Raw genomic sequence first — 13,509 nt, forward strand, 5'->3', positions numbered from 1 at the left:
GCCGCCACCTGCCGGGCGAAGCGCCGCGCGAACGGCAGGAAGCCCTGATCCGGATGACGGCTGCCTACCATGGCCAGCCGGCGCCGCGGCAGCCCCGGCACGCCCCGGTAGAAGAGCACCGGCGGCGCGTCCTCCACCTCCGCCAGCCGCTCTGGATAGGCCGCCTGCCCCTGGAACGCCACCTTCATGCCCGACGCCTGGCAGGCCTCCCACACCCGCCACGCCACCGGCGCCAGGCGCTCAACGGAGGCGAGCCTGCGGCGAACCTGTGAGGAAACCGGCGCCTGGGACACCCAATCTCGCACCGGAGTCGCGGCGAGCGGCGCGAGGCCTCCGTCCGCGAACGCGCGCAGGGCGACCAGCGTCCTCGGCCCCAGGCCGGGAACGGCCCAGAGCGCGAGGCATGCCTGCTGCTCCGCCGTGAGGATGTCCGTCTCAGCGTCCGCCATACCCGTCCCCCGCTCGATACCCACCTATATAGAAGGTGGGGCCGCTGGGAGGGGCGCGACACATAAACACCGGACCGCCACCGGTCAAGCACTCAGCCCCTCCATCCGAGGGGCCCATTGCATTTTTCCTGCCGCGCCGCTCAGCGGCTGGCCGAGGGCGACGAGCCCGCGGACATGTGGGCGCGGTCGCCGGGGACCAGTTCCTCCAGGGAGCGGGTCATGAGGCAGTTGGAGGTCCGCTCCTTGACCTCGGTCACCATGCACGCGCCGATGTTCCGCCAGGGGAAGGACTGCTCCTCCTTGGACGGCTTGCGCACGTCGTGGCCCAGCACGTGGCGGGACGGGTCCCCCTTGCGGAGGATGGTGAAGGTGTTGCCCGGCTCCACGCCGTCCGCGCTGCCCTTGTCCACGACGATGCTGTGGTTCTCACCCAGCACCGTGAGGTACGGCACCAGCGCGGTGATGACGGTGCCGTCCACCTGCTTCGCGTTCGGCTTCGGCGCCACGCGCTCGGTGAGGCGCTCACCCACGGGGCCCACCAGGTCGCCACGCTCGATGCCGTCCCACGTGTCCATGATCTGCGCGGTGACGATGCCGTCGCCCACGCGCTGCACGCGCAGGGTGCCCACGAAGTCGGTGAGGAAGCCCAGCGGGCGCCCGGTCACCGGGTGCTTCACGGCCTGGGTCGTGTGGTAGACGACGTAGCGGTCCCCCACCTTCACGTCACCCTTCCGCTTGAAGCGCACGTAGACGCTGTCCGGGAAGGAGAGCATCACCGCGTTGGAGGGCGAGCCCTCGATGCGGCCGGCCTCGTCCAGTTCGCGCTGGGTGACGAAGCCCTGCGTCGTCACGGGGATGGAGTTGGCCAGGTCGACGCCAATCTTGCCCGTCACGGTGACCTGGTCGTTGGAGGTCATCTCCATGGGGGCCGTCACGTCCCCCTCGTCGACCACCATCTCCGTCACCTGGGTGGGGACCTCCTCGCCCGCGGCGAAGAAGCGCACCTGGTTGCCGGGGTAGATCCAGTGCGGGTTGGCGATCTCCGGGTTGTAGGACCAGACCTTGGGCCAGTACCAGGGGCTGCCCAGGTAACGCTGGGACAAGTCCCACAGCGTGTCACCGGACTCCACGGAGTGGACCTCACCGGGAGCGCTCTCACGGCCCCGGGGCGCGCCGGGCGGGATGGCGACGGAGGTCGGCTGCGCGGAATCGGGCGCCTCGTCCATCACCTCGGCGCCGCCCATCTCACCGCCCGTGTCCTGCTCTTCCTCGTTCTCCTGCTGGGCGTACGCGGTTGGCGCGACGGCGAGGCTCAACATCAGCGAGGTGAGAATCCGGGAGCGCATCGCGGGACGTCCTTTCGAAAGAAGCATCACTGGGGGAGCGCGGCGAGCCGCTGTTCCGCCTGGGTAGCAGCCGCCGTCCCCGGGAACTGGGTGACGACGCGGGTGTAGAGCACCTTGGCATCCGCGGACTGGTTGAGCCGCATCCGGCACTCGGCGAGCCGGAGCATGCCGTCCAGCATGGCGTCCCCGGCGGGATACTTGTCGATGAGCCGCTCGAACGTCTTCGCGGCCCCCTTGAACTCGTTGAGGCCAATCTGGCCCAACCCACTGAAATAGAGCGCGTTGTCGGCGCGCGGGTGACGCGGGTTCTCATCGGCGAAGCGGCGCAGCTTCTCCACCCCGCCCTCCACGTTGCCGGTGCGCAGCATGTTCACGGCCTTGTCGAACTCCGCGTCGAGCACGTCGGGGTCCTGCTGCTCCCCCGCGTCCTCGTTCGACGCCACCATGCTCGCGGCCGACGCGGCGCTCGCCGACGCGCCGGCCCCTTCGTCCGGCGCGGGGCTGATGAACATCTCCATCTGCTCGTCGTCCGGCTCCATCACCGCCACGGCGGTGGGCAGCTTCGGCGCGGGCTCATGGCGCGGCTTGAGCTTCACCACCGCCAGCTCCGGCGTGGCGCCCAGCGACTCCTGGGCGGACGCCTCCACCTTGACCGGAATGGGACGCGCCGACGGGCTCTCACTCGAAGCCCCCGCGCGCGACACGGCGTCGTGCGCCTCCAACCGGGCCACCCGCTCCACCAGCCGCTCCTGGGACGCGCGCAACGTGCGCAGTTCGGAGCGCAGCGCACTCACCTCCGCTTCCGAGGAAGCGGTGGTGGCGCAAGCGCTCAGCGCACACAGGGGCGCGGCGGCGAGCAGACGGAAGATGACGGAGCGCGCGGGCACGGGCCTTTTTCAGCAGAGGGGTCACCCCGAGGATAGGAAGGCCCGTCGGAGAGCGTCAAGAAATCGGCCCCCACACGGGGTGGCTAGAAGCGGTGTACCACGTAATTGAGGTGCCGCCCCGTCCGCCCCGCGTCCCGCCGGTGGGAGAAGAAGCGCGTGGGATCACACGCCGTACAGGCCTGTAGTACATCGATATGGGTCCGCTTGAGCCCCGCCCCCTCCAACGTCTGACGCACCGCGCGGGTCAGGTCCAGCTGCGGCTTGCCTTCCACCCAGCGCACCACCTCATCCCCGAAGCGCGCGCGGAAGCGCTGCGCCAGCTCCTCCGACACCTCGTAGCAACAGACCTGGATTGAGGGCCCCACCGCCGCCAGCAGCCGCTCCGGCCTCGCACCGCGCGCCACCAGCACCTCCACGGCGCGCGCGCTGATGTCCGCGTCCGTCCCCCGCCAGCCGGAGTGCACCGCCGCCACGCTGCGCCCATCCGGGTCCACCAGCAGCACCGGCACGCAGTCCGCCGTGCCCACCGCCACCCAGCTTCCCGGTGCCTGCGTCCACAGGCCGTCCGCCTCGCCCTCCGTGGGGCGCAGCCCCTGGGCCCCCTCCCCGCTCCGGGCCTCCACCACGCGATCTCCATGCACCTGCGACACGCGGCTCAGCGCTTCGAGCGGCGCGCCGGCGGCCTGTGCAAGGCGACGGTGGTTCTCCTCCACGCGCGCCCGCTCGTCGCCCACGGAGAACCCCAGGTTGAGTGACGCGTAGGGCCCCTCTGAACAACCGCCAGCGCGGGTGGTGAAGCCGTGCGGCACCGGCAACAGCGCGGAGGTGAGAAACTCGGTCGACATGGAATCTCCAGGAATCCACCTGATTGATGCACCAGGAGGCGATCCAGCGTCAGCGCAATCGTAGGATGATTTCGCTGCTTCGTTTGACAGGTAGCGTCAGCCACCTGACAATTCATGGACCGTCCAAACTCCGTGAAACCCGTCCGAAACTCCGCGCTCGAGAGCCGCGAGCACCCGTATGCCCCTGGGTCCCGACACCGTTGGTCGCAAGCTGCTGTGGAGCATCGCCCTGCCCGGGTTGCTCGTGGCGCTGCTGGGCGTCGGCCACTTCTGGCGTGAGGCGCGGGTCGCGGTCCAGGACGCCACCCAGGTGGAGTCGCTGGCGCTGGCGGAGTTCGTCGCATCCACCTTCACCCTCCCGCAGGCGCGCGGGGCTCCGGCCCATGGCGCGGTGACGGAGGTGATGCGCTCCGACACCCGGCTCTTCCGCTCGGTGGAGGACGTCCGGGTGCTGACGCCGGATGGACGCATCCTCTGGTCCCGCCGCGCGGGTGAAGAAGGCACGACGCACCCGGAGGCCGCGCGGCTGACGGCCCCTGGCCCGGAGCGGGCGCGCTCGGTGGCGCAGATGACGGAGGTCATCCGTCCCCTCGGCGGGCCCGAGTGCGCCGGCTGCCACACCTCCGGCGACGTGCCGGGCGCCAGCATCCTGCAGCTGCGCATGGCGGAGCCGGCGCTGCACCAGCAGCTGTCGTCCGTGTTCGGCGCGGCGCTCGGCTCCATGGGCCTGTTCGTGGTGCTGCTGGCGCTCATCACCGGGCTGGCGCTGCACTTCGTCCTCACCCGCCCGCTGCGCAAGCTGAGCGTGGCCATGCGGCGCGCGGAGGCGGGCGACCTGCTGGTGCGCGCGGAGGCGCGAGGCACCGACGAGCTCGCGCAGTTGGGCGCGGCCTTCAACCAGATGCTGGCGCGGCTCACCTCCATGAAGGCGGAGGAGATCGACACCCACCGAGACCTGGAGCTGGTGAAGGAGAAGCTGGCCCTCAAGGACGAACTGGAGGACCGCCTCAAGGAGCTGTCGCTGCTCTTCGACGTGGCGCGCTCGCTCAACGCCACGCTGGAGCTGGATGAGCTGCTGGACGCCGTCACCCGGCTGGTGACCGAGCGGCTGCGCATCCCCGAGTTCTCCATCATGTTGATGAACCCGGAGAACCTGCTGGAGATCAAGCACGCCTGGCCGGAGGGCCGCGGCGCGGAGGGCCTCACCTTCGCGCTGGGCGAAGGCGCCTGCGGGCGCGCGGCGGAGACGCGCAAGTCGGTGTACCTGCCGGACACGTCGGACCGCTCCAGCGTGTTCGCCAAGCCGGACCTGGTGAAGGGCGGGCTGAACAGCGGCGCGCTGCTGGCGGCGCCCATGGTGCACATGGAGACGCTGCTGGGCGTGATGAACTTCCAGCGCCCCCAGGTGGCCAGCTTCTCCGCGGAGGAAATCGAGCTGCTCAACGCGGTGGCGGACGTGGTGGCCACGGCGGTGAAGAACGCCCGGCTGCACGCGGAGACGGTGAAGCTCACCATGACGGACCCGCTCACCGGCGTGCCCAACCGCCGCCACCTCTTCCAGCGCATGGAGCTGGAGCTGGCGCGCTCGAACCGCTTCGGCACCCCGCTGGCGCTGCTCATGGTGGACGTGGACCACTTCAAGCGCATCAACGACCTGGCCGGCCACCGCGTGGGTGACGAAACGCTGCGCCGGGTGTGCGACGTGCTGCGGCAGCGCGTGCGCAAGGTGGACACGCTGGCGCGCTACGGCGGCGAGGAGTTCGTCATCCTCCTGCCCCAGACGAACAAGGCGGAGGCCATGGAGGTCGCGGAGAAGCTGCGCCGCGCCGTGGCGGAATCCGTGGAGCTGGTCCAGCCGGGCCTTCCGGGCAACCACGTCACGGTGTCCATTGGCGCGTCGCACTTCCCCTCCGACGCCTCCGCCCAGGAAGAGCTGGTGGACTGCGCGGACGCGGCGCTCTATTTCAGCAAGCGCACCGGCCGGAACCGCACCACCCAGTACGAGGCCGGCATGGAGCTGCACCCGGGCCGCGAGCGGGGCCCGCACACGCCCACGGCCGAGCCTCCCGCAGTGACTGCCTCCTCCACTCCTCCGGGTGGCGTGGCCAAGGCGTAGGCGCTCAGTGGCTCACGAGCGGCTGCGCCATGCGCAGCAGCAGGTCCGCGCACTCCTCGTGCGGCCTCACGGCACCCGCAGGGCGCGCAGGTTGCGAGCCCCGCCCGGTGCCGTCACGCGCAGCAGCAAGGTGCTCCCGGACGCGGCGCCCTTGATGATGCGGGCCAGGGCGTCCGCGTTCTCCACCTTCTTGCGGTTGGCCTCGATGACGACCATGCCGGGCTCCAACTGCGCGCGGTCCGCCGGCGAGCCGGGCACCACGTCGGTGATGAGCGCGCCGCTGCTGTCCGTGAAGCCGGCCTGCTGCGCGGTGCGTGCGTCCAGGTTCTGGAGGCTGACGCCCACGCGCCGGGAGCTCTCCTGCTGGTCCTCCGGCCGCTGCTTCCCCGAGGCCACGCCCTCCAGGTCCGGCCGCGTGCCGAGCGTCACCTTCACGTCCTGCTTCTTGCCGTCGCGATAGAGCGTCAACGTGGAGGTGCTTCCGGGGCGCTTGAGCGCCACGGTGCGCGTCAGCTCGCCGCTGGAGGTGACGGTCCGGCCGTCGATGGCGATGACGACGTCATCCTGCTTCAGGCCCGCCTTCGCCGCGGGAGAAGACGGCATCACCTGCGTGAGGATGGCGCCTTGATTCACGGGGAGCTTGAGCGCGCTGGCCAGGTCCCGCGTCAAGTCCTGGATGCCCACGCCCAGCCATGCGCGCGTGACGGAGCCTTCCTTCTCCAGCTGCGGCAGCAGTGAACCGATGAGATTGCTGGGCACCGCGAAGCCGATGCCGGAGCCACCGCCGACGATGGCGGTGTTGATGCCCACCACTTCGCCCTTCATGTTGAAGAGCGGACCGCCCGAGTTGCCCGGGTTGATGGCCGCGTCCGTCTGGAGGAACTCGTCGTACTGGCTGGCGCCAATCTCACGCGCCCGCGCGGAGACGATGCCCAGGCTGACGCTGGAGGCCAGTCCGAAGGGGTTGCCAATGGCCACCACCCAGTCACCCACGCGCAGTGCATCCGAGTCGCCCAGCTTCACGGTGGGCAGGTTCTCCACCTTCTCCTTGAGCCGCACGAGCGCCACGTCCGTGAGCGGATCACGCCCCACCACTTCGCCGCTGAAGCTGCGTCCGTCATCCAGGCGGATGGTGATGCTGACGGCATCCTCCACCACGTGGTTGTTGGTGAGGACGACGCCCTTCGGGTCGATGATGAAGCCGGAGCCTGCCCCTTGGCGCAGCGGCTCGCGGCGCTGACTGCCGCCCTCGCGGCCTCCACCGAAGAAGCGCTCGAAGAGCGGGTTGTCCTCCATCCCACGCGGAACGCCGCCCCCTCGGGCCTGCACGTCCACGTTGACCACCGCCGACTTCACCGACTCCACCAGCGGCGCCAGCGACGGAAGCGCCTGGGCCTCCCGTGTCGCGGGCTGGAGGACGTTCCCGGCGCCCGGCTGGGTGGCCGCTGGCGGCGTCTTTGGCGCCTGCGCGACAGCAACAGCGGGAGGCAACGCGACCAGGAGCGCGGCGACGAGCGCCTTCCGGAACGAGACGGTCGAACGGTTCATATGCAGACCAAGCTAAAGCCGAAAACCTGCCCCGCAAGCCAAACCGTCTGACGTGGCGACAGGAGGACACATCCCCCCACCCTGCTCCCCTGGTCTCAGGCAGGCCGATAGAGGCGGTAGTCCAGCTCTGGATAGAGGTTGTCCCGCCCCTCCACCAGAGAGAGCCAGCCCTCGTCCAGACCGCCGCCGCGCAGCTGCGCGTGCAGGCGCTGGAAGCGCAGGATATGCTCGCGCGTGCGGCGCTGGGCATACTCCACCATGGTGCCCGTCTTCATGATGAAGGCCCAGTCGGAGGACTGGGCGAGCAGCAGCTCCCTGGCCGCCTGATTGAGCGCGCGACGTTGCAACTCACTGGCATCCGGGAAGTCCCGCGCCAGCTCCACCATCTGCTTCGCGCAGTGGTTGAGGTGGCGGTAGATCCAATCATTGCTGCCGTCGAGCCACATGTTGGCGTAACCGCCCGCGCCCCACGAGGACAGCGGCGGCGTCGCCACCTGATTCTCCGGGTGCTCCCGCAGGTCATCCAGCGGCGTCACCAGCCGGAACGTCTTCTGGTCATACGCGACCTTGCGGATGAGGAAGTCGAGGAACTGGGGCCCCTCGAACCACCAGTGGCCGAAGAGCTCGGCGTCATAGGGCGCGACGACCACCGGCTCCCTGCCGCCCAGGCGCGAGGCCAGGTCTTCAATCTGCCGTTGGCGGTTGAAGAGGAAGTTGCCCGCATGCACCGAGGCCCGCGCACGCGCCGCGAGCGGATCATACGGGCGCTTCTCGTTCGTCTTCCCGGTGATGCGGAAGTACTTGAAGCCGGTGTTCTTGCGCTCGCCGGTGGGCTGGATGAAGGGGCGGATGTAGTCCAGGTCCAGGTCCCAGCCGATGTCCCGGTAGAACTCGCGGTAGTCCGGGTCGCCCGGGTAGCCGTGCTCGGTGCTCCACACCTGCTGGCTGCTCTCCGGGTCTCGGGCATACGCGGCGACGCCCGCCTCGGTGAAGACGGGTGCGTAGGGGCCATGCAGGGGCCGGGGCACGGCGTCCGTCAGGCCGTGCGTGTCGACGAAGAAGTAACGAATGCGCTCGCTGGCCAGCAGGCGCTCCAGGCCCGGGTAGTAGCCGCACTCAGCGAGCCAGATGCCGGCGGGGTCCCTGCCGAAGTGCTGGCGGTAGTGGTTCGCGGCCACCGTCACCTGGGCGCGGACGGCCTCGGGTACCTGCTGCATCAACGGCAGGAAACCGTGTGTCGCGTTGCAGGTGAGAATGTCCAGGTAGCCCGCGTCCTGGAGCCGCCGGAACGCGGCGACGAGGTCGCGCTTGTAGCGGTCATGGAACGCGCGGCGCAGGGAGTCGAAGTGGTTCCGGTAGAAGCGGGCAATGGGGCCGAAGGTGGCGTCGTCTCGCGTCCGATGCACCTCTCGCGCGCCCAGTTCGCAGAGCAGGTCCAGCCGCCGTGCGTAGCGGCTCATCAGCAGCTCGTCGCGCAGCATGGAGACGAGCGTCGGAGACAGCGTCATCGCCAGGCGGAACGGGACGCCGTCCTCCGCCAGTCCGTCGAAGACCTGGAGCAACGGGAGGTACGTCTCGGAGATGGCCTCGTAGAGCCAGTCCTCCTCGAGGAAGTTCTCATGCTCGGGGTGCCGAACGAAGGGAAGGTGCGCGTGGAGCACCAGCGCGAGGGAACCCAGGCTCATGGTCGTTCAATGTCTCCGTGCGGGTTCAGGAGCGGCCATCGTCCGAAGGCGGCTTCCGGGGAGGCGGCTCCGCCGCGCCGTGGGTCGCGTGGTCCTCTCGGGCCTCGAAAGAGGAAGGAGACGCCGTGCGGCGATGCACCGCGCCTTCCGCACGGGACCGCGGCACTTCGAAGTAGCGGTGGTCCTCCTCGTCGGCGTCTGCCTGCGCGCGGGCGTCGCTTCCCGGTGCCGTGGCGCCGGATGCACGTGGCGGAGCCTCGACCGCGGGGGAACGAGTACCGGCGCCGTGAGCATCCTTCGCGGCGGTTCCGGTTTCTGTGTGTGCCGGCGTGTCGGCAGCGCCCGACGGGTGAGTCGGAGCACCGAGGAAGCCTCGACCCGAGGCGCCTGTCCCCTGCGGAGGGGAATCCAGGTGGTGACGCTCCGATGCCCCCGACGCCCGTTCCGGGGCATCCAGGTAACGACGCTCCGAGGCGCCTGCCCGCTGCGGGGCTGACTCCAGGTAGCGCAGGTCCGATGCTCCCGGAATGCCCTGCACGTCCAGATAGCGATAAGGCGAAGCGCCGCTGACCCGCGCACGAGTCGCACCGCCTTCCGCGTAGCGCAGGTCCGATGCCCCCGGAATGCCCTGCACGTCCAGGTAGCGATGCGGTGACGTGTCACGGCCTGCCTGGTGTGCCGCGCCGCCTTCCGCGTAGCGGAGGTCGGATGCGCCCGGGATGCCCTTCACATCCAGATACGCACGGGGCCCGTGCCCCCTCCCGGCATGACGCATCTCCGAAGCCCCCGGTGCACGGCCCAGGGTCTCCAGGTAGTGCGACGCGGGAGCAGTCACGGGGCCACGCAGCTCGCGCGCATTCCGCTGCGCCGCGACCGACACATCGCGCTGGTCCGAAGCCCCCGCCGCTCGCCCCACCAAGTCCACGTACCGCTGGTCCGAAGCCCCAGGCACGCGCCCCACCGACTCCACGTACCGCTGGTCCGAAGCGCCCGGCGCTCGCGCGGGGGCCTCCAGGTGCGCCTCCGTCATGTCCCTGCCTCGACGCTCCCTGTGGACTTCCGGCACATCCAGCACGCCACCACTGCCCGGCAGGTTCACCCGGCGCCACGACACGTACTCGCGCTCCTCTTCCGGCGGTGGCGCTTCCACGATCGCCGCGGGTGGCGCCGCCTCGAGCGGAGGAACCCGAAGGAAACGCACCGTCAAATCCGTGGAGACACCCGCGGGAGGCAACGTCACACGGTTGCTCGAAGCACCGATGCGGCAGCTCCGCCCATCACGACCGACGAAGTGCGCCTCCACGCGATACGTCCGCCCCGACGGCAACCCTGGGATGTAGAAGCCGCGAGCCTCCACCGCGAAGTCCAACTCCCGCTCCATCTGTTCATCACCGAACACTCGAAGCACGGTACGCGGCGCCTCCAGTGCATCCTGCGCCCGCAGCAGGGCCCCCAGGCTGAAGTCCCAGGACACGAAGAGCGTGTGCGGGTCCCTCGGCAACAGGAGGACGGCGTCATCCTGGTACCCCGCCGGCAGCTCCCCCAAATCCTCGGCATCCACGGGGTGCGGCGGCGAAACCGGCGCGCTCTCCACCAGGTGGTGCCTGCGCGCCTCCGCCTCGCCAGCCACGCGCGCCACGAAGAAGCCCTCCTCCACGGGCTCCGCGGGCCTTTGCACGGGCGCGGACCGTGTAACGGGCCGCGGCATCGGTTCCGGCGCGGGAACGAGCGGCCTCGTGACGGAAGTCATGACGGGCGTCACCGGCTCACGCGGCCGTTCCACACGGGGCTTGGGCGGGAACGTGACCACCTTCGCGGGTTTGACCGTCGGCTTGCTCCCGGGCTTCTCGGAGGCCCGCTTGGCGGCCACCCGCTTGGGCGCGGATACCCTGCCCTGGTCTTTCGCGGCGGTCGGGGTCCTCGACTTCCGGGGCGCCTTCGCGGCGTCAGGGGTGGGCGCCTTCGCCTTCCTGGCGGCCGGGGCCCGGGCAGGAGATGCAGCGGGTTTCGCGGCCGAGCGCTTGGGAAGCACTCGGATGCCCGCCAACCGGGCGAGCTTCGCCAGGGCGGGGACATAGGCGGCAAGGGCTGCGAGCAGCTCCTCTTTTTTCATGCGACTGTAGCCGCTCCCCAGGTGCTTCCGTGCCAACTCCCTGAGGTAGCTGACCGTCACGCTCTTGAGGTCTTCCATAGGCAAGCCGGCCTTTAGGTCGCTGGTCGTAGAGGGTCAACGTGCCAGCATTACATGTGTTCTTCGCCCGACCCCCTTTCTCGTTCCATCAACCGATGACACTCAGGGGGCGGCTAGGTATCCTGCCCACGCTTGAGCGACCTGCCCAGACTGCTCCTGTGCAGTTTCGACGTCATCCCCGGTCCGTCGGGTTCATCCCGGCGTTTGACCGAGTACTTGAAGGCGTTGCCGGACCGCTTCTCCGTGGTGGTGCTGTCGGCGAAGACGCCTGACCACTCCCACATCGAGAAGTACCAGGGCGCCCGGCTGCTGCGCGTCCCGGTAGGCTCGGGGGACCTCGCTTCGCGCATCCAGGCCTTCGAGCGGGCCGTGCGCCGGCAGCTCGAAAGCGAGGACTATGCGCTCGCCCACTTCACGGATCCCTTCGGCGGATACGCATTGTGCGAGCTGAAGGGAGACTATGGGTACCGGCTCATCTACGAGGCCCAGACGTTCCCCTCGCAGGAGCTGCGGTACACCCACCCGCAGACGGAGGGGGACCGGCGCTTCCTGTCGAAGATTCGCAGGCAGGAGCTGTTCTGCCTGATGAACGCGGACCTCGTCGTCACCGGCTCGGAGACGACGCGCGCGTACATCCAGTCGCTCGGCGCCAGTGAGGAGCAGGTCCGGGTGCTCCCCGCGCCGGTGGACCTCCAGCCCTTCACGCCCGAGGTGCTGGGCGCCCCGGACGGCGAACCGCTCCGGATGATGTACCTGGGCAGCCAGGTCGGGTGGCAGGGCCTGTCCACGCTGCTGCGCGCGGTGGAGGTGGCGGCCCGGAAGGAAGAGGTGCGCCTCACGGTGGTGGGCGCGCGCCACGCGGACTGGCAGCCGCACCTGGATGACCTGGTGAAGGAGCTGGGCCTGGGCGACCGGGTGGAGTTCCAACCCCCGGTGCACCACGACGACCTGGCCAAGGTGCTCGCGCTCGCGGACGTGGGCGTGCTGCCCATGGATGACGTGGAGCGCAATCGCGTTCAGGGCGGGCCGCTGGCGAAGGTGTCGGAGTACTGCGCCGCGGGCCGCCCCGTCATCGCGGCGGACCTGCCCGTGACGCGGGAGCTCATCCCGGCTGGCGCGGGTGTCTTCTTCCCTCCGGGCGACAGTCAGGCCTTGGCCGATCGCATCATCGAGCTGGCGCGCGACGTGAAACGCCGGCTGGAGCTGGGCCAGGTGGCCCGGGCACACGCGGAGGCGGCGCTCGACGCGGGGCTCATTCGCGGCAAGCTCCTGGACCTGTATGACTCGCTGCTGGAGAAGCGGTCGGAGCCCGTCTCCACCACGCGCGAGGACAACCTGCCCGCGCCCACCACGGTGACGGGAACACCCACGAACCGGCTGGCGGCGCTGCTGCCTCCCGAGCCCTCCCCCACGGCGGCACCGGTCTCCAAGAAGGCGCCGGAGCCTCGGAAGGACAAGGACGCGCCTGCCTCGGGGCGTGCGCGCGAAGACCTGCCGCTGGTCATGGGGCAGGTGCTCGATGAGGGGCTCGACACGCGCCTCATCAAGACGGAGCTCGAGACGAATCCCATCGAGCCGCCCGTGGTGATGGGCGCGCCGCTGCGAGAGCGCTCCGCAGCGGCCGCCGATGCCGCGACCACCACGGTCCGCGGGAGCGAGGACGCCGCGTCCAGCGTGCCCGGCAACGACGCGACGCCGGAAGGTTCCGCGCACGACGCGAGCGACGACGACGATGCTGAAAGCGCGCTTCCCATCGTTCAGGCAACGGAGGTCGAAGACGCGGACGAACCCCCGTCGCCGACGCCCATCGTCAAGGCGCCGGCTCCGTCAGCGCAGGCGTCTTCGACGGCGAGCGACGATACGAGTGAGCACGCGGCGACGACTCCCGTCGTGAGAGCGCCCGCCTCCTCCGGCCGGTTCGCCGCCGTGCAGAGTGACGGCGACAGCGAAGCCTCGGGGGCAACGCCCATCGTCAAGGCGCCATCGTCTTCCGGGCGGCTGCCTTCGGTGCTGAACGAGGACGGAAGCGGAGCCTCGGCGACAACGCCCGTCGTCAGGGTCCCCCCACCTCCGGGCCGGTCTCCTTCCCCCGTGGGCGCGGATTCCAGCGAGACGTCATCAGCGACGCCCATCATCAAGGCGCCCACCGCGCTGAACCGGACGGACGCGGGCACCACCGAAGCTGCCGGGGACGCGGATGAAGCCCCCGCGCCAACCCCGGTCGTCCGCAGCCCCGTCATCGAAGCGCGCTACGAGCCACCCTCGCACACGCCGGTGGTGCGCTCGCCCTACGACCGCCAGCGGGACGAACCACCCGCGCCCACGCCCATCATCCGCGTGCCCACCGAGCTGCTCCAGGAGCTCCTCCCCACGCGCGCAGCCAGCAGCCGGGGAACCGACTCCTCAAGCCGGCCGGAAGAGTACCCAACCCCAACCCCCATC

Annotated in this window: 9 protein-coding genes; 2 read left to right on the plus strand and 7 right to left on the minus strand. The window is 70.0% G+C overall.

Going from position 1 to position 13,509, the window contains the following annotated elements; genetic code table 11:
- From HNV26_RS34355 to pgeF, 4 genes are all read right to left on the minus strand, one after another.
- On the minus strand, positions 1–449 hold a 449-nt coding region (locus tag HNV26_RS34355), incomplete at its 3' end, for a DNA-processing protein DprA (protein ID WP_171452967.1).
- 140 nt (positions 450–589) lie between these two features.
- Entirely contained in the window at positions 590–1,795 is a 1,206-nt protein-coding gene (locus HNV26_RS34360) for a LysM peptidoglycan-binding domain-containing protein (protein WP_171445130.1), read from the minus strand.
- A gap of 26 nt (positions 1,796–1,821) precedes the next feature.
- The gene (locus tag HNV26_RS34365) at positions 1,822–2,682 is read right to left on the minus strand and encodes a tetratricopeptide repeat protein (RefSeq protein ID WP_171445129.1); all 861 of its coding nucleotides are present in this window, start codon (positions 2,680–2,682) and stop codon (positions 1,822–1,824) included.
- An 83-nt stretch (positions 2,683–2,765) separates the two neighbouring features.
- On the minus strand, positions 2,766–3,527 hold the full coding sequence (gene pgeF, locus HNV26_RS34370; RefSeq protein WP_171445128.1) for a peptidoglycan editing factor PgeF: 762 nt from the start codon (positions 3,525–3,527) through the stop codon (positions 2,766–2,768).
- A gap of 178 nt (positions 3,528–3,705) precedes the next feature.
- Here pgeF and HNV26_RS34375 point away from each other — a divergent pair, with 178 nt between their 5' ends.
- Positions 3,706–5,643, plus strand: a complete 1,938-nt coding sequence (locus HNV26_RS34375; protein ID WP_171445127.1) for a GGDEF domain-containing protein — start codon at positions 3,706–3,708, stop codon at positions 5,641–5,643.
- Positions 5,644–5,709: 66 nt separating this feature from the next.
- Here HNV26_RS34375 and HNV26_RS34380 read toward each other — a convergent pair whose 3' ends face one another.
- The 3 genes from HNV26_RS34380 to HNV26_RS34390 form a co-directional block, all read right to left on the minus strand.
- On the minus strand, positions 5,710–7,191 hold the full coding sequence (locus tag HNV26_RS34380; protein WP_171445126.1) for a trypsin-like peptidase domain-containing protein: 1,482 nt from the start codon (positions 7,189–7,191) through the stop codon (positions 5,710–5,712).
- A gap of 95 nt (positions 7,192–7,286) precedes the next feature.
- On the minus strand, positions 7,287–8,876 hold the full coding sequence (locus HNV26_RS34385) for a glycoside hydrolase family 57 protein (protein ID WP_171445125.1): 1,590 nt from the start codon (positions 8,874–8,876) through the stop codon (positions 7,287–7,289).
- A 25-nt stretch (positions 8,877–8,901) separates the two neighbouring features.
- Positions 8,902–11,067, minus strand: coding sequence for a DUF4912 domain-containing protein (locus HNV26_RS34390; protein ID WP_253817321.1), 2,166 nt, complete (start codon positions 11,065–11,067; stop codon positions 8,902–8,904).
- 225 nt (positions 11,068–11,292) lie between these two features.
- Here HNV26_RS34390 and HNV26_RS34395 point away from each other — a divergent pair.
- Positions 11,293–13,509 (plus strand): glycosyltransferase family 4 protein (locus tag HNV26_RS34395; RefSeq protein ID WP_253817322.1); only part of this gene is annotated, 2,217 nt, incomplete at its 3' end.

The sequence above is a fragment of the Myxococcus xanthus genome (assembly GCF_013116825.1).
Lineage (GTDB): Bacteria > Myxococcota > Myxococcia > Myxococcales > Myxococcaceae > Myxococcus > Myxococcus xanthus_B.